Below are 24342 nucleotides of genomic sequence, written 5' to 3' on the forward strand. Positions count from 1 at the left end.
GGCATGGGTGGGCTGGTAGACGACTACCTTCCGAACAACGGGAACAGCGGCTACCGGGTCACCGGGTACGACCTCGTCCTCGACTACCGGGTCGGCCCCGGCAGGCTGAGCGGCACCGCCCGGATCACCGCGGTGGCGGCGCGGGTGCTGCGCCGCTTCACCCTCGACCTGGCATCGCCGCTGCGCGTCACGCGCGTGAACGTGGACGGCAGGCAGGCCCGGTACGCCCACCAGGGCGGGAAGCTGACCGTGACCCCCGCGCAGCCGGTGTCCGCCGGGTTCGCCGTCGAGGTGCGGTACGCGGGCAACCCGGTCCCGGTGCGGAGCCGCTGGGGCGACATCGGCTGGGACCACCTGGAGGACGGCGTCCTGGTCGCCGCCCAGCCGGTGGGCGCGCCGTCGTGGTTCCCCTGCAACGACCACCCCTCGGACAAGGCGGCCTACCGCATCGCGGTGACCACCGCGTCGGCCTACCAGGTGGTGGCGACCGGCACGCTGGTCTCGGCCCGGCCCGCGGCCAGCACGACGACCTGGGTGTACCACCTGCCCCAGCCCACGCCGTCGTACCTGGTGAGCGTCCAGATCGGCCGCTACGCCCTGGACCGCGCGTCCGGCCCGGTGAGAGCCGCGCCCGGCCAGGTCCCGATCCTGGTGGCCGCGCCCGCCCGCCTGGCCACCGCCGCCCGCCACGACTTCGGCCGCCAGCAGCGGATGATCGCCGAGTTCAGCACCCTGTTCGGCCCCTACCCCTTCGACGACTACAGCGTCGTCGTCGCCGACGCCGACCTCGACGTCCCGATCGAGGCCCAGGCGCTGTCGGTCTTCGGCGCCAACCACGTCGACGGCCGCCGCGGCTGCGAGCACCTGGTCGCCCACGAACTCGCCCACCAGTGGTTCGGCAACAGCCTCACCGTCGCCGCCTGGCGCCACATCTGGCTCAACGAGGGCTTCGCCACCTACGCCGAGTGGCTCTGGTCGGAACGCTCCGGTGGGCACTCGGCGCACGGGCACGCCGTCCGCGCCCACCACACCCTCGCCACCACCCCCCGTGACCTCGTCCTCGCCGACCCCGGCGTCCACCGCCTGTTCGACGACCGCGTCTACCTCCGCGGCGCCCTCACCCTCCACGCCCTGCGCCGCCACCTCGGCGACCCGGCCTTCACCACCCTCGTCACCGACTGGGTCGCCACCCGCCGCCACGGCTTGGTCGACACCGACGGCTTCCTCGCCCACTGCGCCCGCCACGGCGACGTCGGCGCCCTGCTGCGCGACTGGGTCCTGTCCCCGCGACTGCCGGAGCTGTGAGGCGGCTTTCCCCGGCCTGACCGCGCACTCGGGGGAGCGGTGACACCGTCGTGCCGACACGACATGATCGGCCCCATGCGCAACGGTGTGCTCGCTGTCGTCCTCCTGGCCGTGGTGGCCGCCATCGGCACGCTCGCCGTGCTGGCCTTCCGGCCGCCCGCTCCACTGGCGGACGCCCCGGCGGCGGAGTTCGCGGCGGGGCGCGCCGAAGCGCACCTGGCGGCGATCGCCCAGCGCCCGCACCCGATCGGGACGCCGGACAACGCCCGGGTGCGGCGGTACCTGGTGGACACCGCCCAGCGCTTCGGCGCCGAGGTCGCCCAGGAGACCGACCAGGTCGTCGTGCGGTGGCGGGACGTGAGCCGGGTCGCGACCGTCCACAACGTCCTGGCCCGCCTGCCGGGGAGGCAGCCGGGCGCCAAGTCGCTGTTGCTGGTGGCCCACCACGACTCGGTGCCCACCGGGCCGGGCGCGGCCGACGACGGCGCCGCGGTGGCCGCCATGCTGGAGACGATCCGGGCGCTCGCCGCGTCCGGCCCGCTCGCGGGCGACGTGCTGTTCCTGTTCACCGACGGCGAGGAGGCCGGGCTGCTCGGCGCCGAGGCCTATGTCCGGCGCCACGGGGTCGACGCCATCAGCGCGGTGCTGAACTTCGAGGCGCGCGGCAGCGGCGGTCCGGTGTGGATGTTCCAGACCGGACCCGGCAGCGCCCCGCTGATCTCCGCCTTCGCCGAGGCGAGCAGCAGGCCCATCGCCAACTCGCTGGCCGTCGAGGTCTACAAGCGAATGCCCAACAGCACCGACTTCACCGTGTTCTCCGACGCGGGCGCGCCGGGGCTCAACAGCGCGTTCATCGAGCGCGTCCACCACTACCACGCCCCGACCGACGACCTGGCCCACCTCGACCGGGGCAGCCTGCAGCACCACGGCGAGACCATGCTCGGATTGGCCCGCGCGCTCGCCGACACCGAGGTGGCCGCCGGGTCGGAGGCCGTCTACTTCGACCTGTTCTCCCGCGTGCTCGTGCACTACCCGGTGTGGTTGGCGGTCGTGCTGGCCGGGCTCACGGTGGCCGGGCTGGTGGTGGCGCTGGTGCGGGCCCGGCCGGGCGCGCGGGGGACGGCGGCGGTGCTGGCGGCGTCGGTGGGCACCCTGGTCGCGGCCGCCGCGCTCGCCCTCGGCGTGTGGTGGCTCGTCGCGGCGGCCCGGCCGGAGCTGGCGTTCCTGCCGCTGTCCGAGCCGTACAACCGGGGGTGGTTCGTCGCGGGGTTCGGCGTGCTGGCCCTCGCCGTGCTGGCCGCGGCGGTCCGGCTGGTGCGCGGTCGCCGCCGGGCGGAACTGGTCGCCGCCCCGCTGCTGCTGACCGCGGTGCTGCTGGTGGTCACCGTGATCGCGATGCCCGGGGCGAGCTTCCTGTTCCAGTGGCCGCTGCTGGCGGCGCTTCCCGCCCTGTGGTGGGCCGGGCGGGACCGGCTCGGGCTGGTGCTGGCCGGGGTCGGGCCGGTGGTGGCGGCCGCCATCTACACACCGCTGGTGGGCACGATGCTCGTCGCGCTCGGGATGCCGCTGGTCGCGGTGGGCATCGCGTTCGCGCTGCTGGCGGGGGTGCTGCTGGTGCCGGTGCTGGCCGAGGTACCCCGGCAGACGATCACCGTGCTGGCCGCGGTGGTGTGCGCCGTGGGACTGCTCGTCTCCGGGGTCGCGGGCGTCGGGTTCAGCCGCGAGTCCCCCCGCCCGGACTCCCTGGTCTACCTGGCCGACGGCGAGGGGGCCCACTGGCTCAGCCCCGACCCCGCGAGCAGCCCGTGGACGGCCGCCGCGCTGGGCTCCGCCCCCGAGCGCGTGGACCTGTCCGACCGGTACCCGATGCTGCCGCGCCCGGTGCTGCGCGCGCCCGCGCCGCGGATGGCCCTGCCGCCGCCGACTGTCAACCTGCTCGCGGACACCACCTCGGGCGACGAGCGCGTCGTGCGCTTCCGCGTCACCCCGTCGCCGTCGGCGTGGCGCACCCAGGTGACGCTGCCCGACTCGTGCGAGGCGGGCGGGACACCGCTGCTCCCGGTCACCGAGCTGTACGGCGGCCCGGCGGAGTTCACCTGCGCGGTGCCCGGCGAGCTGGCCGTCGACCTCACCGACCACTGGATCGGCCTGCCCGCGCAGGTCGCCGCCCTGGTCGGCCCCCGCCCGCCGGACTCGGCCACGGTCCCGTCCGGCACCCGCCTCTACGACTCGGCCCTGGTCCGCGCCGTCGCCACGCTCTGAAGGGGCGGGCTCAGCCGCCGATGGCCACCGCGGTCTCGCTCACCACGACCTCGCTGCCGTCCTTGGGCGAGTCGTACCAGGCGATGACCTTGCCGGGGCCGGGGGCGGCGGCGGTGAACCGCAGGGTGGTGTCGAACGTGCCCCGGGTGCCGGTGCCCGAGGTGGCCATCACCTGCTGCTCGACCAGCGTCGTGCCCGCGGCATCGGTGACGCGCACGGAGAACTGGGCCTCGAACACGTTCGCGCTGCCGTACACGCGAAGCGGGCTCGTGACGGCGGCGCCGTGCACCGGGGACTCCACGAGCACCTGCGGGGCCAGGTCCTCGTAGTCGGCGCGGGTCTGCGGGCGGTCCAGGACGATGCCCTCGCCGCCGAACACCCGCACCGGCTTGCCGTCGAGCCGCAGCTCCACCCGCTCCACGGAGTCGAACTGGGTGAGCGTGAACACCAGCTGGGCGAGCCTGCCCGTCATCGACAGGGAGCCGCCGCCGGAGGAGAACCGGCCGGTGAGGTCCACCGTCGCGGTGCCACCCGCCAGGTTGACGCCGCGCAGCCCGCTGCCCTCCGGCACCGTGCTGGACATGCCCGCCGCCCGCTCGGCCGCGCTCGGGCCCGCGAGCAGGGCGCGCACCGCGCCCGCCGCGACGCCGGGCCCGGCGAGCTCGCGCCGCGCGGGCACGAGCTTCTCCCCGCGCAGGAAGTACACCGAGCCCGCGACCACCGCGCCGGTGTCGGTGCTCGGGCCGGGCGCCGGGGTGGTGGGGACCGCGGTCGTCGGGGTCGGGGCGGCTGTCGTCGTGGCTGTCGTCGTGGCAGCGCCACCCGCGCTCGGCTCGGCCTCGGCGCACCCGCTCACCAGGAGCAGGGTGGCGGCGAGGGCGGTGGTCAGTCGGCGCATGCGGACCCTCCTGGGTGAGACGGCACGCGCAGATCATGGCGGGTGGGCCCACCCACCGCCCAACCGGTGCTGCTGATCAAACCCGGTCTGTTGATCAAACCCGGTCTGTTGATGAAGCCGGTGCGTCGACAAGTCTGGCGCTGTTGATCGAGTGGGGCGGTGCGCTCAGCTGCCGCCGAGCATGCGGGAGCCCTTCACCGACTCGTCGTTCGCGGTGAACAGGCCCCGCACGTGGGCGGAGAGCTCGGTCCAGTCGAGGCGGCCGTCGCCGTCGACGTCCATGTCCCCGAACGCGGTCGCCGGGACCTCCGGGTCCGAGACGCCCGCGCCCCGCAGGATGCCCGCGAATCCGTCCACGTCGATGTAGCCGTCACCATCGTGGTCGGCCGCCTCGAAACTCTGGCGGGAGGCGGACTCCCATTTCTCCACCACTGTCGCGGTCTCCAGCCTGCCGGACTCGTGGGCCTGGTGGAATTCGGTCCTGCTCACCTCGCTGTCCGCGTCGATGTCCGCGCCGCGGATGTAGTCCCACACCCCCACGTACCCCGCCACCAGGCGCTGGGCCTGCTCGGAGTCGGCGTCGAGCCCGAACTCGCGCGCGATCCCGCCGCCCATGGCCTGGAAGTCCGCCCCGCTGACAACGCCGTCGCCGTCCATGTCGAGAAGCGCGAAAACCCGGTCGATGTTCTCCGCCTGGAGGTTATCCGACATCGCGAAAAGTCCTTTATCTCGAATGCGCGGTCAACTCTCGGTGGGCGAACACTACTGAGGCGGCGCTCCGGCGGGCAGCCGCGATTCGGGTTCGACGTCCGCCTCGAAAGTGTGGTGATCCACCTCGATTGACCACAGGCTGTATCGCTGAAAAACCCGCAACCAGTTATGGCGGGTGATGTACATAAGTATGTCACTGCTCGTCGAACTTTGTGTTGACCTGGTCGTATGTCCTGGTTACCGTCGACCTCGGGCTGCGAGGAGGAACGGCATGGCCAGGTCCAAGCAGGCGGTTCGGGCGCGGACGGGGAAGCCGGTGCGCCCATCGGCGGGTTCGCGGCGGGTCGGGTGGGTCCAGGCGACAGGTCTGGTCACCGCGTTCGTGATCGGTTTCGCCGCCGCGTTCCTGATCGTCTCGCCACTGGGCGGCGCCGACGCGATCGAGCGGCGCACCGCCGAACTCCAGCAGGAGCAGGAGCGGGCCGACCTGGTCCAGGTCGGGGTGCTGACCGAGTTGGCCACGGGCACCCGGGACCGGCTGGCGCCCGTGCTGGCGGCCATGTCCGAGGTCGCCCCGATCGGCGACGGGGACGTGAAGCAGGCGTCCGCCGGGGTGGTGCGGGGGTGGCGGGAGGTGGTGTCCGCGGAGGCCGAGCGGTACGCGGAGACGCCGTCGGCGGGCAACGGGGTCAACGTCGCCCGCACCGCGATGCGCACCTCTGTCGAGCAACTGGCGGCGGCGGTGGACGCCTTCGATGCGGCGGCCGCTGCGCCGGAGCCGCTCAAGGGCCGCCTCCTCGCCCTGGCGGGGGAGCAGCGCACCCTGGCCCTGCGCACCTGGTCGGCGGCCGCGCTCCAACTCGACGTGATCAACGTCGAGGCGGGCAACGGCCACGTCCACGTCTACCTGCCCGCGGGTCCGGACTCCGGCGCCATCGCCCCCGACAGCGTGCCGGAGGGCAGCGGGGGAGGCTGACTTCCCAGCGCTCCTCGGTGACGTGTTCGCAGGGCTACCCTGGGGGATGCGGGTGCGCACCTCGACCGGGCCTTCAACGGTGACGCCGTCGTGAGGAGCCGCCTGGGACTTCTGCTCAGGCCGTGCAGGCCGGAAAGGGGACGACCGCCCACCGAGGGTGAGTGAGGTCCCCGCGCTCTCCGGAGCTGTCGTGCCGGTTTCTCCTCGCGATCCTGGAAGACACCAAGCAAGGAGAACTGATGTCGGTCAATGCCGCCCCGGTTGTCGTCGGGGTTGACGGTTCGGAATCGAGTCTTGTCGCGGTGGAGTGGGCGGCGCGGTCGGCCGAGGCGCGGGGGAGCGGGCTGAGCATCGTGCACGCGTTCGTCTGGCCGCTGCTGCGTGTCGCGGTCGGCCCGGCCAGCCATGGGGACTCGGACAGCGGCCTGCGCGGCGAGGCCCGGCGACTCCTCGCCGACGCCGTTGACCGCGCCGAAAAAGACAGCGCCCGCGATCGAGGTCACCAGCGAGTTGCCCGAGGGGACGCCTGTTCCGCTGTTGCTGCGCGCGAGCCGCTCCGCCGCGCTGGTGGTGCTCGGCTCCCGTGGTCTCGGCGGGTTCAGCGGGCTGCTGGTCGGCTCCAGCGCCGTCCAGGTCGCCGCGCACGCCTGCGTGCCGGTCGTCGTGGTCCACGGCGGCGGACCCGGGGAGCGGACGGCCCGCGGTGACGTGGTGGTCGGCGTGGACGGCTCCGCGCACTCTGCCGACGCCATCGCCTTCGCCTTCGGCGAGGCCCGGCGCCTGGGCACCGGGCTGCTCGCGGTGAGTGTCGCGCCGGTGGGCCTGCCCGCGGGTGAGCTGCCTGCCGACGACGCGAGGACCGCCCGCGCCCTGGCCGAGGCCATGGCGGGCTGGGCGGAGAAGTACCCGGAGGTGCCCGTCCGCCGCGATGTGGTCGTCGGGCACCCTGCCCGCACGCTCACCGACCTCGCCGCGGGCGCGGCCATGCTGGTGGTCGGGTCGCGCGGGGCCGGTGGCTTCCGCGGCCTGCTCCTGGGCTCGGTGAGCCAGGCCGTGCTGCACCACGCGACCTGCCCGGTGGCGATCGTGCGCACCGAGGCGTAGTCCCGCGCGGACGGGAACAGCCGCCTCCCGATCCAGGAGGCGGCTGTTCCCGTCTCAGAAGCCCTCGTCGTCAGGGGGCCAGTCGATCTCGGCGGCCGCGGCCTCGTCCTCCCCGGCCGGACTGTCCCGGTCCGGCAGGACGGTGGCGAGGTAGGAGTGCAGGGCCGCGGTGGTGCCGACGTCGCGGCCCGCGTGCTCGGAGAGGTACCAGCGGTGGACCAGGACCTCGTGGAAGAGCTCCGCGGGCGCCAGGACGCCGAGCAGGTCGGGTGGGACGGCGGTGACGACCGGGTCGTAGACCTCGTTGCGCCAGAGGTGGCCCGCGGTGGTCTCCGGGACCGGCGCGCCGTCGCGCTGCTCGAGGTAGGCGCGGAAGGAGCGCAGGTCGTTGAGCAGGCGGCGGGCCTGGTTCTCCTGGGCCTCCAGGCCGGTGAGCTTGAACAGCTCGCGGCGGTGCTGGCCGATCTCGGCGACCCTGATGTCGACGCGGAGCCGGGCGCCGCTGTCGGAGGTGACCAGCTCGACCTCGCCGACGTCGAAGCCCAGGTCGTTGAGCCTGCGCAGGCGCTCGGCGACCCGGTAGCGCTGCTCGTCGAGCCGGAAGAACTCCTCGCGGGTCACCTCCTCCCACAGCGCGGCGTAGCGGCGGGGCACGCTGTCGGCCACCTCGACGGGGTCGATGTCCGGTGGCAGCAGGCCCCCGGTCTCCAGGTCGAGCAGCTCCCCGCCGATGCGCTCGCGCGCCAGGTCGACGTCGTAGGTGCGCTGGCCCGGCGACAGCACCGGGTGCCGCTCGACGGTCTCGGCGTCGACCAGGTAGGCGGCCAGCTTGCCCGCGTCCAGGCGGAACAGGGTGTTCGACAGCGAGCAGTCACCCCAGAAGGTGCCGGACAGGTGCAGCCTGACCAGCAGCTCGACCAGGGTGTCCACCAGGCGGTCGGCCGAGTGCTCGCCGCGCGGGTTGGAGAACAGGTAGCGGTAGGACATCGAGTGGTCGAGGTAGCGGGTGACCAGGATGGCCTGCTGGTCCTCGGGCCGGTCGACGCACAGCCCGAGCACCAACACCGCGGGCATCCCCTCCCCCTCCAGGTCGCTGAGCACGGCGTACTCATGCCGCGCCAGCGACTCCGCGATCTCCTTGAGCGCGTACACCTGCCCCTCACTGGCCACGAACCGCACCACGTGCCGGGAGATGCCCCGCTGGGACACGGTCAGCAGCAGCCGCTCGTCCCACTCCTCCAACGGCCGCGCCCACGGCAGCGCCAGCAACCCGCCCGCCTCGGTGGCGGGTGGGCGAAAGAGAAATCGCATGTGCCCCCCATGCCTGACACCCCGACGCCCGAAAACTACCCGCCTCCCCGATCCAGGAACAGCCTCGCCGGGGAGTGAGACGGGCTCGGGTCAAGCGCGATCCGTCACAGCGTCATGGCCGGTGCGGCGGGAGCGGGCCGAGGCGAGCCAGGCGAGGACGAGGGCGGTCAGGCCCAGGAGGATGGCGACGATGGCTCCGGCCCGTCCGTTGCCGGTGCCGAAGCCGCCGGTGGAGCGGGTCAGGTGTAGGGCGCCCAGGGCTATCGCGGTCAGGGCTGCCAGGGCGGCTGTGATGGCCGCGGTTCGGGCGTTGCCGGTGCGGACGCGGCCGGTGGAGCGGGCGACGGCGAAGCCTCCGATGACCACGCCGATCAGGCCCACCACGTCTGCCACGGTGGCGCCGAGGCGGCCGGGTTGCTGGTCGGTGTCTGTCGGCAGCGATCCTGTCTCGACCGACTGGGGGGTCCGGGTTTCGGCGATGTGCGCGGTCGCCGGCGCGGCGAGTCCGAGAAGGCCGATCAGGGTGGCCGCGGCGACCAGGGCCAGTCGGACTGGTAGGGAGCGTGGGGATATATCCATGTTTCTCCTCATCTCGTGTGCCGAGGTGGATCATGTCCTCGGACGTGGCGGCGGTCGTCGTGCCTGCGGAGGCGATTCGCGCTGCCGCGGGAGGGGTGCTCGGTTACCGCGGGCGTGGCAGGGAGCGGGGTCGGTACCGCGGGGGCGGTAGTGGGCGGCTCGTCTGTGGGGAGGAGTCGCCCGTGGCGGTATCCGGCTACGGTGCGCGCATGGGCGCAGGGTGGTCCGGCTTTCCCGCCGGGGTCAGGGATTGGGCGATCGCCGGTGGTGTGGCGGCGACGCTGGTGGTCGTCGGGCTGTCGGGGGACCAGGAGGTCGACCTGCTCGGCTGCGCGCTCTTGGCGGCGGGTGGCCTGGCGCTGGCCGCGCGTCGGCGGGCTCCGGTTGCCGTCCTGGCTGTCACCGGGGTGTGCGCGGTGGGCTATCAGGCGAGTGGTTTCGACGTGCCCGCCGTCGCGTTCCTGTTCGCCGTGTACTTCGCGGTGCGGGCGGGGCACCGCGGCGTCACGGTCGTGGCGGCGGCGCTGATGCTGGCCGCCCTCCCGCTCGCGGCTTTCGTCCTGGCGCAGGACATGCCGGTGGGGGAGGCGTTCACCCGGGCGCGGGGCGCGCTGGAGCTGGCCTGGCTGGTCGCCGCCGGGGCCGCCGGGGAGGCGCTGCGGCAGGCCGAGCGGCGCGCGGACGAGGCCGAGCGCACCCGGGAGGAGACCGCGCGGCGCCGCGCCGACGAGGAGCGCCTGCACATCGCGCGGGAGCTGCACGATTCCCTCACCCACCAAATCTCGATCATCACGGTGCAGGCCGGGGTCGCCGTCCACCTCGCCCGCAAGCGCGGTGAGCGGGTGCCGGAGGCCCTGCTGGCGATCGAGGAGGCGGGCCGGGAGGCGGCCAGGGAGCTGCGGGCCACCCTGGAGGCACTGCGCGATGACGGCACGACCCCGCGGCCCGGCCTCGCCCACGTCCCGGACCTGGTCGAACGGGCCCGCGCCACCGGGCTGGACGCCACGCTGACCATCGACGGGCAGCGCCACGACGTGCCCGCCGCGGTGGACCGCACGGCCTACCGCATCGTCCAGGAGTCGCTCACCAACATCGCCCGCCACGCCTCGGCCGCCACGGCGTCGGTCCGGATCGACTACCGACCCGGCGCCCTCGCCATCCGGGTGGACGACGACGGCCTGGCCACGCCGGACACCGCCGCGGCGCCCGGCGTCGGGCTGCTCGGGATGCGCGAGCGGGTCACCGCCCTCGGTGGCCGCCTGCGCGCGGAGCCGCGCGGCGGGGGCGGCTTCACCGTCCACGCCGAACTCCCCGTGGACCGGACGCCGTGATCCGCGTCGTGCTGGTGGACGACCAGCCACTGCTCCGCGGCGGGTTCCGCGCGCTCATCGACGTCGAGCCCGACATCGAGGTGGTGGCCGAGGCCGCCGACGGCCAGGCGGGCCTCGCGCTCGTCAGGGAACACCTGCCGGACATCGCGCTCATCGACATCCAGATGCCGGTCATGGACGGCATCGAGGCGACCCGGCGCATCGCCGCCGACCCGGCCCTGGCTTGCGTGCACGTCGTCATCCTGACCAACTACGGCTTGGACGAATACGTCTTCACCGCGCTACGCGCGGGCGCCGCCGGGTTCCTCGTCAAGGACATCGAGCCCGAGGACTTCCTCCACGCCATCCGGGTCGCCGCGCGCGGGGACGCGCTGCTCGCACCGTCGATCACCCGCAGGCTGATCGACCGCTACGTCACCGAGCCGCGCCCCCTGGCGGCCGACGCGGGCCTGGCAGGACTGACCACCCGCGAACGCGAGGCCGTCGCGCTGGTGGCCCACGGCCTGTCCAACGACCAGGTCGCCGAGCGCATGGTGATCAGCCCGCTGACCGCCAAGACCCACGTCAACCGGGCCATGGCCAAGCTCCACGCCCGCGACCGCGCCCAGCTCGTGGTCCTCGCCTACGAGTCCGGGCTGGTGACCCCGCGCGGCCGCCGAGGCTGACGGGACGGCATGCGCCGCGGGTCCGCCCCCGGACCGGCGACGGCGACCACGTCGGCCGCGGCGGGCTGGCGGCCACAGTCGTCACACCGGGCGTGCACGTGGACCGGACCGCCGCAGTCCTCGTGCTCGAACAGGATCGGCGGGCCCTGCGGGGCGGCCCACCGGTCGCCCCACTCGGTCAGCGCGACGATCACCGTGCCGAGTTCGCGGCCCTTCTCGGTGAGCACGTACTCGCGGTCGTCGCGCCGCTCCATCAGCCCGTCGGACACGAACCCGTCCAGGCGCTTGGCCAGGATGTTCGGCGCGATCCCCAGCCTGCGCTCGAAGTCGGAGAACCGGGTCATGCCCGCGAACACCGCGTTGCGGATCACCAGCAGGCTCCAGCGCTCGCCGACGAGTTCCAGCGCGCGTGCCGCTGAGCAGTTCTCACGTTCGTACATCCGACCAAGCACGCATCGATGGTCCGCTTTTTACTTGTGTCATGCAAGCCTGCCTCCTAGGCTGCTTGCATCACGCAAGTAGAAACCTCTGGAGGACATCATGGACCGACCGCAGGTCGTCACCCGGGACGAGTGGCTCGCCGCCCGCCGGGAACTGCTGGCCAAGGAGAAGGCACTGACCCGGGCCCTGGACGGGCTCAACGCCGACCGGCGGCGGCTGCCGATGGCGCGGGTGGCGAAGGACTACCGGTTCGCGGGCCCGGACGGCGAGGTCGGGCTCGCCGACCTGTTCGACGGGCGGACCCAGCTGGTGCTGCAGCACTTCATGTTCGACCCGTCCTGGGACCAGGGCTGCTCCAGCTGCACCGCGATGGCCGACGACCTCAGCGCGGGCGCCCGCGCCCACCTGGCCACGCGCGACACCGCGTTCGCCGCCGTCTCCCGCGCGCCGTACCCCAAGCTGGCCGCCTACCGCCAGACCCGCGGCTGGACCTTCCCCTGGTACTCCTCGCACGACAGCGACTTCAACTACGACTTCCACGTCTCGCTGGACCCGGCCGTCACGCCCAACAACCACAACTTCCGCGACGCCGAGGAGCTGGCCGCCGCCGGGCAGGACTGGCTGGTCGACCACGTCGGCGAGCAGCCCGGGGTCAGCGCCTTCCTGCGCGACGGCGACGAGGTCTTCCACACCTACTCCACCTACGGCCGCGGCGTCGAGGTGATGATGCACGCCTACCGCCTGCTCGACATCACCGCGCTGGGGCGCCACGAGGAGTGGGAGGAGCCGAAGGGCCGGGCGCCTTCCGCGCGCTCGGCCGACCCCGGCTTCTCCAACTGACAACCGCCCGGTCGGCGGTTCCCCCGCCGACCGGACGCGAACGCCCGAGCAGCGTCAGGGCTTCGGCGCCAGGGCGGCGGGGTCGTAGCGGCAGGCCGGGTCCCAGAGCAGGAACGACGGCGCGCCCACTGACTTCGACGCCTCGATCTGCGCCCGGATCTCCGCGGGACCGTAGGTGCTGCCCAGGCTGAACGCCTGCAGCCACGGGATCACCACGCTGTTGGAGCCCTTGACCTTCTTGACGAAGTCGCCCACCGAGCGGCCGGTGATCTCGTAGGGCTGGTTCACCGGGTCGGCGACGCCGTACTCCCCGGGGCCCCAGTGCGACGGGTAGACCATCGGGGCGATGTAGTCGGCGTGCTTGGCGATGGCCGGGATGTCCTGGGCGACCGGGCCCGGCCGGGTGGCGGCGATGCCGAACACCGACACCCCCACGAACGCCCCGTGCGGGCGCACCGCCGCGCGGCTCTTCGCCACGAAGTCGACGATCGCCTGCTCGGGCGTGCCCTTGAGGCCGGGGAGCTTCATCCGGCCCAGCGCGCCCTCGGGCCTGCGGATGTAGTCGTACAGGATGTCGTCGAAGCCCAGGCGGGCCGCTTCCTCGGCCAGGTCGATGTTGTAGGCGATGACAGCGGGGTGGGCGAAGTTGGTGAAGGAGAACTGGCCGTACCCGCTGGACCAGGCGCCGCCCCCGGCGTTCTGGATGACCCGGTCGGCCTTGCCCGACTCCCAGGACGCGCGGCCCAGGATCGGGTCGCGGAAGGCCACGAGGCGCCCGACCACCCGCACCCCCATGCCGTGCAGCTCGTCCACGACCGCCTTGGCGTCGTAGTAGCCCTTGGTCGCGCCGATCTCCCTGGCCAGGGGGACCCGCGAGTCGTAGCCGACCTCGCCGCTCTCGTCCTTGATGTCGAGCTGGACGGTGTCGATGCGCCCGTCCTCGATCAGCCGCAGCACCGGCTCGCGCAGCGCCTTGGACGCCCACCCGGCCGCGGACATGTGCACCGCGCGCATGCCGGGGTGGCGCGTCGGCACCGTGAAGTCCTGCTCGACGGCGTTGCCCGCGGTGTCGCGGGCGGCGACCTTGGCGGTGGCCGCCGTGGGCAGGGTGACGGCGAACGCGCCATCGGGGCCGAGCGGCACCGCCTTGCCGTCGACGGTGAGCTCGGCGGCGCCCTCCGCGCTGCCCGTCACCTCGACCGGCTTGCGCAGGTCGGTCACCACCTCGGCGCTCACCGACAGCGCGGGCGGCGTGCGGTCGACGGTGAAGGTCCTGCTCATGTCCTCGTCGGGGAGCAGGGGGACCGAGTCGGGCACCCGCGCGGTCAGCGTGTGCTCGCCCTCGGCGACCTCGTCGGTGAGCAGCACGCGGTCGCCGTCCACCGTGGCCGCCACGGGCCTGCCATCGAGGAGCAGCCGCACCTCGTGCGGGTCGGTGCCCTCCGGCACGGTGACCGCGAGGTCCCGCACGCCGTCGGCGGACACCACCGCGCCGTCCGCCAAGCCCATCACCACGGGCTTCGACGACAGCGCGCGAATGGTCAGCGGGGTGACGACGGCGAGCGCCACCAGCACCACCGCTCCCACGACCACGGCGACGCGGCCGCCCTTCTTGCCTGAACCCATTCCCGGACCTCCCGAGCAGATGCCATTCCGTGGGGACGTATCCAGAATGGGACCTGTGAACCACATCGCACACGTTCGTGTCCCTCCGTTGCGCGTCCCGAGGGTCTCGACCGACGGTGGAGGCGTGACTGGTCCGCGTATCGCCGCACTTGGCGCCCTGGTTGTCCTGGTGAGCGCGTGCGGGGTCGCCCCGGCGGCGCCCCCGGCCGCGAGCGCGCCGCCACCGCCGCCGCAGGCTCCCACGACGAGCCCGCCACCGGACCCCGCCGCGCACGCGGCGAACGAGCTGGGCGACATCCCGGTGCTGATGTACCACCGCCTCGTCCACAAGCCCGCCAGCGTCTACGACCGCACCCCCGCCGACTTCAAGGCCGAACTGGTGCGCCTCGCCCGCGAGAAGTACGTCCCGATCACCACCGCCGAGTACGCCACGGGCGACATCGACATCCCCGCTGGCACCCACCCGGTCGTCCTCACCTTCGACGACGGCGACCCGACGCAGTTCGCGCTCACCCCCGGCGGCGAGCCCGCGCCGGGCACGGCGGTGCGAATCCTGCTCGACGTCGCCCGCGACCACCCCGCCTTCCGCCCGGTCGCCAGCTTCTACGTCAACGGCGACCCCTTCGCCGACCCCGGCGGCAAGCGGGCGCTGAAGTGGCTGGTCGACCACGACATGGAGGTCGGCAACCACACCCTGACCCACTCCAACCTGGGCCAGGCCTCCGCCGCGGGCGCCCAGCGGGACATCGCCCGCGGCGACGCGGCCATCCGCGAGGCCGTCCCCGGGACGAAGCCCCGCACCATCTCGCTGCCCTTCGGCATCTACCCGGACCAGGAGGGCATGGCCGTCAAGGGCAGCGCCGACGGCACGGCCTACACCTACATCGGCGCCCTGGAGGTCGGCGCCAACCCTGCCCCGTCGCCGTACTCGGCCGACTTCGACCCCCTCCACATCCCCCGCATCCGCTCCCAGGGCCGGACGGGGGAGGAGGCCGCCTTCGGCTCGGCGGTCTGGCTGGACAAGCTCGCCGCCCAGCCCGCCGCCCGCTACACCTCCGACGGCGTCCCCGACCGCGTCGTCTTCCCCCGCGGCACATCGAGGACGGTCGCCGCGTCCCACAAGCCCAAGGCCGTCCAGTACTGACCCCACGGGCGCGCCGGGGTTCCCCAGATGCGATCGACTGAATTCCCGCGGCTCCAAAAGGTCAACAACCATTACTGTTCTATCCGCTATCTTTTATCAAGATAACGGGGAATTTGCTCCGGTGCCGAACAGCAACCGCGAGACCGCTGAGACGTCCCTGGCTGTGTAGATCCCGACAGCGATGAGGCGGCCCCGTGTCCGTACCGCGTTTGCTCTGCACCATCCTGCTGACCTCCACCTGCGTCCTCGGGGTCGCCGCGCCCGCTGCCGCCGCCATCCCCGGCCACGAGCTGGTCTGGTCGGCCCCCGCCGCGCCCGGTTCGGAGACGACCCGGATCGCCGCCGCGGGGTGCCCGTCGGGCAAGCGGCTGCTGGGGGCGTTCGCGTTCGTCGTGGGCGGCGTGCGCGACGTGGTGGTCACCGCGCTGATCCCCAACGCGACGTCGGCGATCGCGGTCGCCCGCGAGGACCAGGACGGGACCGCCGAGCAGTGGCAGCTGACCGTGCAGGCGGTCTGCGCGCTGCCGGTCCCCGGGCACGTCGTCGTCAGCGCCTCCTCCGAGTCCACCTCGCTCAACAAGCAGGTCACCGCCGCGTGCCCGGCGGGCAAGCGCCTGCTCACCGCGGGCTGGAGCCTGGCGGGCAGCGACGGCGAGGTGTTCCTCAACCAGGTGGCGCAGGCCGCCGACCTCGGCCAGGTGGCGGTGACCGGCATGGAGGACCAGGACGGGTTCGCCGACACCTGGCGGCTCACCACGTACGCGGTGTGCGCCGACCCTCTGCCGGGCCTGCACCTGCGCACCGCGGTCTCGGCAGCCGACTCCTCGGACAAGTCCCTGGTGCTGGTGTGCGATCCCGACCAGCGGCGGCTCTCCGCGGGCTGGTCGCTCGTCGGCTCCGGCAGCGGCTCCCCGGCCGGGCAGGTGCTGGCCGGGCCGTACTCCGCGGGCACCAACTGGTACGAGCTGGGCGCGCGGGAGGACGACGACGGCTACGCCGGGCACTGGTCCGCCACCGGCCGGGTCGTCTGCGTCACGATGTGAGCGGCGCGGCGCCGCCAAAAGGTGATCCCAGTGTCCACTGTGGATGACCAGTGGGTGGTCATTGGGCGGTCGCCGCCCCGGCGGCGGTGGGGTCCACCTGGGATGGTGCCCCCACCGCGTGCGCCGGGCGGTGGGCTCAGACCGGGTTCGTCGCCTGCTCGGTGCGCATGAGCCTGGTCGTCGCCGCGCGGGTCTCCTCGGACCACGGCGCCGAGCGTCCCGTGCTGGGGTCCACCTTGACGACGGTGCGGTGCCCCTCGGCGTGGGTCACCGAGCCGTCGGTGGACTGCACGCGGAACCCCCAGCGGAGGCTGGAGGTGCCCAGTGCCTCGATCCACAGGTGCACGGCGACCGGACCGGTGGACCGCACCGGGTAGTGGTAGGCGATGTGCAGCTCGCGGATGGCGGCGAACATGTCGGGATGGGTGACCTTGCCGTGGCTGAAGGTGAGGCCGACACCCGCCAGCACGGCCTCGCCCGCCTGCTCGATCAGGTTGATGTAGCGGGCGTTGTGCAGCTGCCCCATCGCGTCGAGGTCACCGAAGTGAACCGGGAGGGTGGCCACCACGCCGTACTCCGGGTGGTCGGTCAGGTCGGTCATCGCGGGCTCCTCGGGTTGTGGGCGCCAGGGCCTGTCCTCAGACCCTGGTCGGTGAGAGTCGGGATCGGGGTTTGAGGACAGGCCCCAGGCCCGTTCTCGCAGGGTGTGCTGATCATCGTTGCGCTCCGCGCAGGGCGCCCACCAGGTCGGTGACCACCGTGAGGGCGTGGTCGGTCAGGTAGAAGTGGTGGCCGGGGAACTCCCGGTGGCCGAGGTGTTCGGCGGTACGGGCTGCCCACGAGCCCATCGCGCCCGGGGCCAGCAGCGGGTCTGACCGGCCGCTGTAGGTGACCACCGGGCAGGTGACCCGCGCCCCGGTGTCGGTGTGGCCCGCGCACAGCTCCAGGTCCGCCCGCAGCGCGGGCAGCACCATGGCCAGGGCGGCCGGGTCGGCGGTGACCTCCTCGGGCAGCGAGCCGGTGGCCCGCAGCCACTCGACCAGGCCGGAGTCGGGCTGGCGGGCGTGCTCCACGGTCGGCGTGGCGAACCCGACGGGCGCCCACGCCGAGGCCGCGAGCAGCACCGGGCCGTCGCCGCCGTCGTCCTCGATGGCCTGGGTCAGGGCGTAGGCGAGCATCGCGCCCATGCTGTGGCCGAAGAACGCGTACGGCCGCTCGTCCAGCTCCGGCTCCAGCTCCGCCCACAGCTCGGCGACCAGGGTGGGGAAGTCGGTGTGCGCGGGCTCCGCCCACCGGTCCAGGCGTCCGGGGAGGGTGACCACCTGGGCGGCGACGTCGCGGGGGAGCAGGCCCGGCCAGTCCCGGAAGATCGTCCCGCCCGCCCCGGCTGGCGGGAACAGCAGCAGGCGCAGACCTGCCTCTGCGGAGACGTCGGCCGGTTGGAGCCAGCGGGTTCCGACGGTCGGCGGCATGGCGCTGTCCTCCCTAGGTCGTGTTTCAGATGTGGTGTGCGGGAGAGCCGTGATCAGTCCGGCCGCTGGCGGTGCGGACGGATCGTCCTCATACCGGTGTTGTTTCGGGCGTATCCGGCGTGCCGCCTGCGGCCGGACTGGCGCGGCTATGCCGTGCTCCACATCTGAAGCACGGCCTAGGCGGCGACGGTGATCTGGCCGTCGATGAACCCGGCCAGGTCGTGGGCGGTCGGGTGGTCGAAGGCGACGGTCGCGGGCAGCGGAATCCCGAAGGCGACCTCCAGGGCGTTCTTCAGCTCGACCGCGACCAGCGAGTCCAGGCCGATCTGCGCGAACCGGGCCCGCGAGTCGATGTCGTCGACGTCGCTGAAGTGCAGCACGTCGGCCACCTTCGCCCTGATGAACCGGTCGATCGCCGCGAGCCGCTCGGCGTCGGGGGCCGAGCGCAGGGCGTCGAGGTCGATGCCCGCCGCGGCGGCGCCGGTGTCGCGGGTCAGCTCCTGGTAGAGCGCGTTGGTGATCGGCTTGATCGAGACGAACCGGCCCCAGTCGCACTCGCCCACGGCGGCCTGCGCGCTGGGCCCGCCGAGCAGCGACTCCAGCGCGCGCATGGCCTTGGCGGGGCTGAAGAAGGCCACCCCGCTGTTCTCGAACGCCTTGGCGTGCTGGTCGCCGAGCCGGGCGGACATGCCGACCTGGGCGACCGGGCCCCAGTTGAGCGAGAGGCCGGGTTTGCCCGCGCGGACCCTGCGGTGGGCCAACTGGTCGAGGAAGGCGTTCGCCGCGGCGTAGTTGGCCTGCCCCGCGTTGCCGATGACCGAGGCCGCCGAGGAGTAGAGCAGGAAGAAGTCCAGCTCCGGGCTGTTCTCGGCGAACTCGTGCAGCAGCCACGAGCCGTACACTTTGGACTGGAAGACCGCCTCGACGCTCTCCCAGGTCTGCGCCGACACCGGCGCGTCGGCCAGCCCGCCCGCGGCGTGCACGATGCCGCCGAGCGGGTGAGGGAGCCCGGCCAGGACGGCGCCGATGCGGCGCAGGTCCGCGCTGTCGCCGACGTCGCCGCGGCAGACGGTGACCTCCGCGGCGCCCAGGCGGTCGAGCAGGTGCGCGGTGTCGGGGCGGGGGACGCCCTGCCTGCCCACGAGCACCAGGTGCCTGGCTCCCAGGTCGACGAGCTTGCGGGCGGTGAGCAGGCCCAGCGCGCCGAGGCCGCCGGTGACCAGGTAGGTGCGGTCGGGGCGCACCGGCACGGGGCGTGGCTCGGCGGCCTCGTCGTCGGTGAACCCGATGACCAGCTTGCCGACGTTGGCGCCCCGACTGAGAACGCCGAAGGCCTCCTCGACCTCGTCGAGGGAGTACCGCGTGGTGGTGATCGGCTCCAGCCCGCCGTCGGCGATCCGCGCGGTGACCTCGGTCAGGATGCGCTTGGTGAGCGCGACCACCTCGTCCTCGGGCAGCTCGCTGAGGTCGAAGTTGTGGTAGCGGACGTCGGGCCGGGCGGCGGCCACCTCCTCGGTGGTCCACACCCCGACCTTGCCCAGCTCGACGAACCGCCCGCCGCGGGCCATCGCCCGCAGCCCGGCGGGGATGAAGTCCTTGTTGAGGCTGTTGAGGATGATGTCGACCCCGGCGCCGCCGGTCGCCTCGATGACCTGGTCGGCGAAGTCCAGGGTCCGGGAGTTCATCAGGTGCTCGACGCCCTGCTCGCGCAGCACGCCCCACTTGTGCGGGCTGGCGGTGGCGAACACCTGGGCGCCCGCCGCCATCGCCAGGCGCACCGCGGCCTGGCCGACCCCGCCCGCCGCGGCGTGGATGAGCACCCGGTCGCCTGCCTTGAGCCCGGCCAGGGTGTGCAGGGCGTAGTGCGCGGTGACGTAGGCCGAGGCCAGGCCCGCGCCCTCGACCGCGCTGATCCGGCCGGGCCTGCGCACCGCGGCCGAGGACGGCACGGTGGCCAGCCGCCGCATCAGCCCGGCGTAGTTGACGATCACCTCGGCGCCGACCTCGAACTCCGCCTCGGGTCCGGCGGCCACCACGGTGCCCGAGCACTCGAAGCCCAGCGGCAGCGGCCGGTACTCGACCCCCAGGCTCTCGGCGTGCTCCTTGAGCATGCCCAGGGCGTTGAGCACGTCCTTGAAGTTGAGCCCCGCGGCGTGCACCCGGACCTGGATCTGGTCGCCCACCGGGGCGATGTCCTCCGCCGGGCCCGGCCGGACGCCGGAGAAGCGGCCGTAGTCCTTGATGGACAACGCGATGTTGTCGTCGTCGTGGCCGGGGCGCAGCGGCAGCAGCCGCCGCACGTGCCGCAGGCCGTCGCGGTAGGCGAGCTGGAACTCGCCGCCGTCGCGGCAGCGCAGCTCCTCGACCAGGTGCGCCTCCCCGCCGACCGGCAGGTCGAGCAGGGTGGCCCGGTAGCCGGGGCGCTCGTTGAGCAGGGAGTGCCCGAAACCCCACAGGGTGGCCGCCGCGGCCCCGGCGTCGCCGGGGGAGTCGCCGGGCAGCACCTGGCCCCGGGTGGTGACCAGCCACAGCCGCTGGTCGCCGCCGAAGTCCGCGCTGTCGAGCAGGGTGAGCAGGTCGAGCAGGTCGCGGTAGTTGTCCTCGCACTCGGCGCGCAGCCCCGGTTCGGTGGTCGGGCCGTCCGCCGCCCGCCAGAACCAGCACACGTCGGAGAACGCGGTGGTCCGCATCAGCGCGGCGGCTTCCGCGGCGTCGGCGGCGAAGACCAGCTCCACCCCGGTGTCCGCGGCCCGGTCGACCAGCGCGGTGCCCGCTGCGCCGCGCACGAGCAGGGCGCGTCGGGGTTGCTCGATCACGGGCCCCAGCTGGGACCGCTTGAGCCAGACCGGGCGGTGCAGGAAGGCCCGGCCCTGGCCGCCGGTCCCGTCGGCGAGCCGCTTGAGCCCCAGGTCCAGCACCTCGGCCACCGGCAGGTCGCCCTGCAGGATCACCAGGTCGGCGGTGAGGTCGACGCCCTCGACGCGCGGTTCCCCGCCGTCGCGCAGCCGCAGCAGGACCCGCAGGTCCTCCGCGCGCGGCTTGCGCAGCAGGCGGACCTCGCCGAACCGGACGGGCAGGTAGTTGTTGCCGTCGTCGACCAGGCAGGCGAGGGTGTGCAGGGCGCCGTCGAGGATGGTGGGCGGCAGGTGCTCCGGTCCCGCCTGCCGCGATCCGCGCAGCTCGGCGGTCGCGAAACCGCCGCCGTGGCGGGTGTTGGCCTGGACGCGCTGGAACCGCGGGCCGTAGGCCATGCCCACGGCGGCGAACCCGGCGTAGATCTCCTCGGCGCTCAGCACCTCCTCGGGCTCGCCCGCGGCCAACGGCAGCAGCTCGGCCAGCGCGCCGCGCTCGCCCGGCGCGGTGATGGCGGCGGTGGCGTGGCAGCGCTCGACGGCGTCGGCGCGGCTGCTGATCGACACCTCGGCGGCGCCGTCGGAGGTCTCGGTGAGCCGGATGGCGACCTCGGTCTCGCGGTCGTCGGCGAGGAAGAGCGGCTCGCTGATCCGCAGGTCGGACACGGCGCGGGCGGTCTCGCCGTACACCGCGTCCTGCAGGGCGAACACCATCTCGACGTAGCCCGCGCCGGGGAAGACGACCTGGCCCGCGACGACGTGGTCGGCGAGGTAGCCCGGCGTCCGCGGGCTGATCCGGGTGCGGAACTCGCGCACACCCGAGGCGGCCTGCTCCGCGGTGGTGGTCTCCGCGCCGAGCAGCGGGTGGTGCCCCGCGGCGCCCGCGGTGGCGGGTCCCGCGCCGACCGGCAGCCAGTAGCGCTTGCGGTCGAACCCGTAGGTGGGCAGCGTGACCTTCCGGCACTCGCGGCCCCGGTGCACCTCGGGCCAGCGGATGGCGGCGCCCGCGGTGTAGAGCCGGGCCAGGGCGTGGCGGATCGTGCCGCCGGTGTCGGACTTGTCCGTGCTCTGCGCCCAGCGGTGGTCCTCGGCGCTCACGCACCGCTTGGCCAGGGCCGACAGCGCCGCCGACGGGCCGATCTCGACGATCACGTGCGGGCCGCGCCGTTGCAGCTCGGCCATGCCCGCGGCGAACTGGACCGGTTCGGCGATGTGGCGCACCCAGTACTCGGGTGTGCCGAGGTCGGCGAACCGGGCGACCTTGCCGGTGAGGTTGGAGATGAGGGTGAACCGGGGCTTGGCGAAGGCGATGTCGGAGATCGCCGCGCGGAACTCGTCGAAGACCTCGGCCATCAGCGGCGAGTGGAAGGCGTGCGAGACCGCCAGCCTGGTCACCCCGATCCCCCTGCTCCCCAGGTCGGCCACCACGGAGTCGAGGGCGGCGACACCGCCGGAGACCACGCACTGCCCGGGGGAGTTCACCGCGGCGATCGCCAGGTCCGGGTGCGCGGCCAGCAGCGGGGCCACCTCGGACACCGGGGCGCGCACTGCGGCCATCCCGCCCGGCGCCGACACCGACTGCATCAGCCGGGCGCGGGCGGCGACCAGGCGCACGGCGTCGGGCAGGGAGAACACCTCGGCCACCGCGGCGGCGACCACCTCGCCGATGCTGTGCCCGATGAGGACGTTGGGGCGCACGCCCCACGACCGCCAGAGCGTGGCCAGCGCGTACTCCAGGCAGAACAGCGCCGTCTGGGTGTGCAGGGTCTGGTGCAGCTCCTCGGGCCGCTCGACCTCGCCGAAGGCGATGTCGCGCACGGAGTGGCCCAGGTGCGCGGCGAACAGGGCGTCGCACTCGTCGAACGCGGCCCGGAACCGCGGGTAGGCCCGGTACAGCGCCGCGCCCATGCCCGGGTACTGGGTGCCCTGCCCGCTGAACAGGAACGCGACCTTGCCGATCTCGACCGGCGCCCCGGCGCCGCTGTCCAGCTGGGCGGCGTGGCGGTCGAGGAGGTCGGCCAGCCCGGCGTGGTCGGCCACCACCCCCGCCACCCGCAGCGGGAGGTGCGAGCGGCCGACGTTGCCGGTGTAGCACAGGTCGCCGAGGTCCGCGTCGGGGTGCTCGTCGAGGTACCGGCGGTACCGGGCGACCTGGTTGCGCATGGCCCGCTTGTTCTTGGCCGAGAGCGTGAACAGGTGCGGGCCGTCGGCCCCGGGCGGCTCGGCGGCGGCCGGGGCGGGCTCCTCGATGACGGCCGCGGCGATGGTGCCCGCGAAGCCGAAGCTGTTGACCAGCGCGCGGCGGCGCTCGGCCGACCACGGCACGCACCCGGTCGGCACCGTGACCGGATAGCGCTCCCAGGGGATGCGCCCGGACGGGTTCGTGAAGTTCAGGTGCGGGTAGATGACGCCGTCGCGCATCTGGAGCACGGCCTTCACCACCCCGACGATGCCCGCCACCGGCTCCAGGTGCCCGACGTTGGTCTTCACCGAGCCGACCGTGATCGGGGCCGCGGGGGTGTGCGACTCGGCGAAGACGTCGCTGATCGCGCCCATCTCGATCGGGTCGCCGAGCGGGGTGCCGGTGCCGTGCGCCTCGACGTAGGAGATGTCGGCGGGGGACAGCCCGGCGTCGGCCAGGGCCGCCCGCATCACCCGCACCTGCGCGGCGCCGTTGGGCACCGACAGGCCGGGGCCGTCGCCGTCCTGGCCGACGGCCGAGCCGCGGATGACCGCGACGACCGTGGCGCCCTCGCGCTCGGCGTCGGAGAGCCGCATGAGCACCAGGGCGCCGCAGCCCTCGGCGCGGACGTAGCCGTCGGCGGCGTCGTCGAAGGTCTTGCACTGCCCGTCGGGGGCGAGCATGTTGGCGTGGGAGAAGATCACCGAGGTGCGCGGGTAGTGCAGGGCGTTGACCCCGGCGCAGACCGCGACCTCGCACTCCCCGCGGCGCAGCCCGACGACCGCCTGGTGCAGGGCGGTGAGCGACGACGCGCACGCGGTGTCGATGGTCATGGACGGGCCGTGCCAGTCCAGGAAGTAGGACAGCCGCCCGGACATCGGGAAGAAGGTGATCCCGGCGGCGAGGTGCCCGTCGAGCTCCTCGTCGCCCAGGGTGTTCAGCTCCATCGCGTAGTCGATGGACCCCGCGCCGACGTAGACGCCGCCGTTGCCGCCCCGCAGCGCCGCGGGGTCGACGTTGGCGTCCTCCAGCGCCTCCCAGGTGGTCTCCATCAGCAGCCGCTGCTGCGGGTCGGTGTACTGCGCCTCCTTGGGCGAGATGCCGAAGAACCCCGCGTCGAACTCGTCGATCCGGTCGAGGAAGCCGCCGCCCGGGCTCTGGATCTTGCCCTTCTCGCCGCCGGAGGCCGCGCGGAAGGCGGCCACGTCCCACCGGTCCTCGGGCACCGGCCTGATCCCGGACCCGCCCGCGCGGAGGAAGTCGGCGAACTCCCCGGGCGTGCGGGCCCCGCCGGGGAAGCGGAGCCCGATTCCCACGATCGCGATGTGCTCGTCGTTCGAACGCTCGGAATGCGGGCCGCCGGAGATCGGGGGGACCACGTTACCTCCACAGGGCGTTATCACATGGGCGCGCAGGGTGCTGATCCAGGCAAGCACGGCGTTCTGACGGTGCGCTGACGCGCTTCGGCACCGTCGCTGCCAGGGAGAACGCGGCGGCGAGGGGGCGATTGGCCAGATCGCTGACATCGCCGGTCCGGCGGCGTGGCCTTTGTGTCCGTTCGTTGTGGCCAGTCGGGACATTTCCCAGCGTGGGGGCGGAA

The 24342-nt window shown here is 73.5% G+C and carries 18 protein-coding genes and 1 pseudogene; 10 read left to right on the forward strand and 9 right to left on the reverse strand.

From position 1 onward, the window contains the following. Window positions 1-3: 3 nt before the first annotated feature. Together ACTG9Q_RS14240 and ACTG9Q_RS14245 are read left to right on the forward strand one after the other, a co-directional pair. Window positions 4-1305, forward strand: coding sequence for a M1 family metallopeptidase (locus tag ACTG9Q_RS14240; protein ID WP_455573228.1), 1302 nt, complete (start codon window positions 4-6; stop codon window positions 1303-1305). Window positions 1306-1380: 75 nt separating this feature from the next. Continuing rightward, on the forward strand, window positions 1381-3567 hold the full coding sequence (locus ACTG9Q_RS14245; RefSeq protein WP_455573229.1) for a M20/M25/M40 family metallo-hydrolase: 2187 nt from the start codon (window positions 1381-1383) through the stop codon (window positions 3565-3567). A 10-nt stretch (window positions 3568-3577) separates the two neighbouring features. Here ACTG9Q_RS14245 and ACTG9Q_RS14250 read toward each other — a convergent pair whose 3' ends face one another. Together ACTG9Q_RS14250 and ACTG9Q_RS14255 are read right to left on the reverse strand one after the other, a co-directional pair. Continuing rightward, window positions 3578-4465 (reverse strand): Gmad2 immunoglobulin-like domain-containing protein, encoded by an 888-nt coding sequence (locus ACTG9Q_RS14250; protein ID WP_455573230.1) that lies wholly within the window; start codon window positions 4463-4465, stop codon window positions 3578-3580. Window positions 4466-4630: 165 nt separating this feature from the next. Beyond that, entirely contained in the window at window positions 4631-5176 is a 546-nt protein-coding gene (locus ACTG9Q_RS14255; protein ID WP_455573231.1) for an EF-hand domain-containing protein, read from the reverse strand. Window positions 5177-5447: 271 nt separating this feature from the next. Between ACTG9Q_RS14255 and ACTG9Q_RS14260 the strand changes: the two genes are divergently transcribed. The 3 genes and pseudogenes from ACTG9Q_RS14260 (at window position 5448) to ACTG9Q_RS14270 (ending at window position 7256) form a co-directional block, all read left to right on the forward strand. Continuing rightward, on the forward strand, window positions 5448-6152 hold the full coding sequence (locus ACTG9Q_RS14260; protein WP_455573232.1) for a hypothetical protein: 705 nt from the start codon (window positions 5448-5450) through the stop codon (window positions 6150-6152). A 239-nt stretch (window positions 6153-6391) separates the two neighbouring features. Then, window positions 6392-6568 (forward strand): annotated as a pseudogene (locus ACTG9Q_RS14265) (universal stress protein); the annotation flags it as partial. 46 nt (window positions 6569-6614) lie between these two features. Then, window positions 6615-7256, forward strand: coding sequence for a universal stress protein (locus ACTG9Q_RS14270; RefSeq protein ID WP_455573233.1), 642 nt, complete (start codon window positions 6615-6617; stop codon window positions 7254-7256). Between the two features lie 54 nt (window positions 7257-7310). Here the strand turns inward: ACTG9Q_RS14270 and ACTG9Q_RS14275 are convergent, their stop codons facing one another. Together ACTG9Q_RS14275 and ACTG9Q_RS14280 are read right to left on the reverse strand one after the other, a co-directional pair. Beyond that, a complete protein-coding gene (locus tag ACTG9Q_RS14275; protein WP_455573234.1) occupies window positions 7311-8567 on the reverse strand; it encodes a DUF4032 domain-containing protein in 1257 nt (418 codons plus the stop codon). 90 nt (window positions 8568-8657) lie between these two features. Next, window positions 8658-9146: a DUF6223 family protein gene (locus ACTG9Q_RS14280; RefSeq protein ID WP_455573235.1), complete on the reverse strand. Its 489-nt coding sequence runs from the start codon at window positions 9144-9146 to the stop codon at window positions 8658-8660. Window positions 9147-9355: 209 nt separating this feature from the next. Between ACTG9Q_RS14280 and ACTG9Q_RS14285 the strand changes: the two genes are divergently transcribed. Then, window positions 9356-10477 carry a sensor histidine kinase gene (locus ACTG9Q_RS14285; protein ID WP_455573236.1) on the forward strand — a complete coding sequence of 374 codons (1122 nt, stop codon included), beginning with the start codon at window positions 9356-9358 and terminating at the stop codon, window positions 10475-10477. Next, window positions 10474-11142 carry a response regulator gene (locus ACTG9Q_RS14290; protein ID WP_455573237.1) on the forward strand — a complete coding sequence of 223 codons (669 nt, stop codon included), beginning with the start codon at window positions 10474-10476 and terminating at the stop codon, window positions 11140-11142. Before ACTG9Q_RS14285 ends, ACTG9Q_RS14290 begins: the two co-directional genes overlap by 4 nt. Here ACTG9Q_RS14290 and ACTG9Q_RS14295 read toward each other — a convergent pair. Next, the gene (locus ACTG9Q_RS14295; protein ID WP_455573238.1) at window positions 11100-11582 is read right to left on the reverse strand and encodes a winged helix-turn-helix transcriptional regulator; all 483 of its coding nucleotides are present in this window, start codon (window positions 11580-11582) and stop codon (window positions 11100-11102) included. The two genes, ACTG9Q_RS14290 and ACTG9Q_RS14295, sit on opposite strands and share 43 nt — an antisense overlap. A gap of 100 nt (window positions 11583-11682) precedes the next feature. On the opposite strand from ACTG9Q_RS14295, the gene ACTG9Q_RS14300 reads away from it, so the two are divergent. Continuing rightward, complete coding sequence (locus ACTG9Q_RS14300; RefSeq protein WP_455573239.1) at window positions 11683-12423, forward strand: DUF899 domain-containing protein; 741 nt, start codon at window positions 11683-11685, stop codon at window positions 12421-12423. 54 nt (window positions 12424-12477) lie between these two features. On the opposite strand, the gene ACTG9Q_RS14305 is transcribed toward ACTG9Q_RS14300, so the two are convergent. Next, complete coding sequence (locus ACTG9Q_RS14305) at window positions 12478-14049, reverse strand: putative glycoside hydrolase (RefSeq protein ID WP_455573240.1); 1572 nt, start codon at window positions 14047-14049, stop codon at window positions 12478-12480. A 124-nt stretch (window positions 14050-14173) separates the two neighbouring features. Here ACTG9Q_RS14305 and ACTG9Q_RS14310 point away from each other — a divergent pair, with 124 nt between their 5' ends. Next, window positions 14174-15193 (forward strand): polysaccharide deacetylase family protein, encoded by a 1020-nt coding sequence (locus ACTG9Q_RS14310; protein ID WP_455573241.1) that lies wholly within the window; start codon window positions 14174-14176, stop codon window positions 15191-15193. Between the two features lie 194 nt (window positions 15194-15387). Then, entirely contained in the window at window positions 15388-16236 is an 849-nt protein-coding gene (locus ACTG9Q_RS14315; protein ID WP_455573242.1) for a hypothetical protein, read from the forward strand. Between the two features lie 136 nt (window positions 16237-16372). Here the strand turns inward: ACTG9Q_RS14315 and ACTG9Q_RS14320 are convergent, their stop codons facing one another. From ACTG9Q_RS14320 to ACTG9Q_RS14330, 3 genes are all read right to left on the reverse strand, one after another. Further along, entirely contained in the window at window positions 16373-16837 is a 465-nt protein-coding gene (locus ACTG9Q_RS14320) for an acyl-CoA thioesterase (protein WP_455573243.1), read from the reverse strand. A gap of 112 nt (window positions 16838-16949) precedes the next feature. Then, window positions 16950-17708, reverse strand: a complete 759-nt coding sequence (locus tag ACTG9Q_RS14325; RefSeq protein WP_455573244.1) for a thioesterase II family protein — start codon at window positions 17706-17708, stop codon at window positions 16950-16952. A gap of 176 nt (window positions 17709-17884) precedes the next feature. Next, window positions 17885-24121 carry a type I polyketide synthase gene (locus tag ACTG9Q_RS14330; RefSeq protein WP_455573245.1) on the reverse strand — a complete coding sequence of 2079 codons (6237 nt, stop codon included), beginning with the start codon at window positions 24119-24121 and terminating at the stop codon, window positions 17885-17887. Between the last annotated feature and the right edge of the window lie 221 nt (window positions 24122-24342).

It is taken from the genome of Actinokineospora lacus, from assembly GCF_053813445.1.

What these genes read in the sequence shown, in the direction of transcription:
- ACTG9Q_RS14240 (WP_455573228.1), top strand. Translation starts at nt 4, where the DNA reads ATGGGTGGGCTGGTAGACGACTACCTTCCGAACAACGGGAACAGCGGC.
- ACTG9Q_RS14245 (WP_455573229.1), top strand. Translation starts at nt 1,381, where the DNA reads ATGCGCAACGGTGTGCTCGCTGTCGTCCTCCTGGCCGTGGTGGCCGCC.
- ACTG9Q_RS14250 (WP_455573230.1), bottom strand. Translation starts at nt 4,465, where the DNA reads ATGCGCCGACTGACCACCGCCCTCGCCGCCACCCTGCTCCTGGTGAGC.
- ACTG9Q_RS14255 (WP_455573231.1), bottom strand. Translation starts at nt 5,176, where the DNA reads ATGTCGGATAACCTCCAGGCGGAGAACATCGACCGGGTTTTCGCGCTT.
- ACTG9Q_RS14260 (WP_455573232.1), top strand. Translation starts at nt 5,448, where the DNA reads ATGGCCAGGTCCAAGCAGGCGGTTCGGGCGCGGACGGGGAAGCCGGTG.
- ACTG9Q_RS14275 (WP_455573234.1), bottom strand. Translation starts at nt 8,567, where the DNA reads ATGCGATTTCTCTTTCGCCCACCCGCCACCGAGGCGGGCGGGTTGCTG.
- ACTG9Q_RS14280 (WP_455573235.1), bottom strand. Translation starts at nt 9,146, where the DNA reads ATGGATATATCCCCACGCTCCCTACCAGTCCGACTGGCCCTGGTCGCC.
- ACTG9Q_RS14285 (WP_455573236.1), top strand. Translation starts at nt 9,356, where the DNA reads ATGGGCGCAGGGTGGTCCGGCTTTCCCGCCGGGGTCAGGGATTGGGCG.
- ACTG9Q_RS14295 (WP_455573238.1), bottom strand. Translation starts at nt 11,582, where the DNA reads ATGTACGAACGTGAGAACTGCTCAGCGGCACGCGCGCTGGAACTCGTC.
- ACTG9Q_RS14300 (WP_455573239.1), top strand. Translation starts at nt 11,683, where the DNA reads ATGGACCGACCGCAGGTCGTCACCCGGGACGAGTGGCTCGCCGCCCGC.
- ACTG9Q_RS14305 (WP_455573240.1), bottom strand. Translation starts at nt 14,049, where the DNA reads ATGGGTTCAGGCAAGAAGGGCGGCCGCGTCGCCGTGGTCGTGGGAGCG.
- ACTG9Q_RS14320 (WP_455573243.1), bottom strand. Translation starts at nt 16,837, where the DNA reads ATGACCGACCTGACCGACCACCCGGAGTACGGCGTGGTGGCCACCCTC.
- ACTG9Q_RS14325 (WP_455573244.1), bottom strand. Translation starts at nt 17,708, where the DNA reads ATGCCGCCGACCGTCGGAACCCGCTGGCTCCAACCGGCCGACGTCTCC.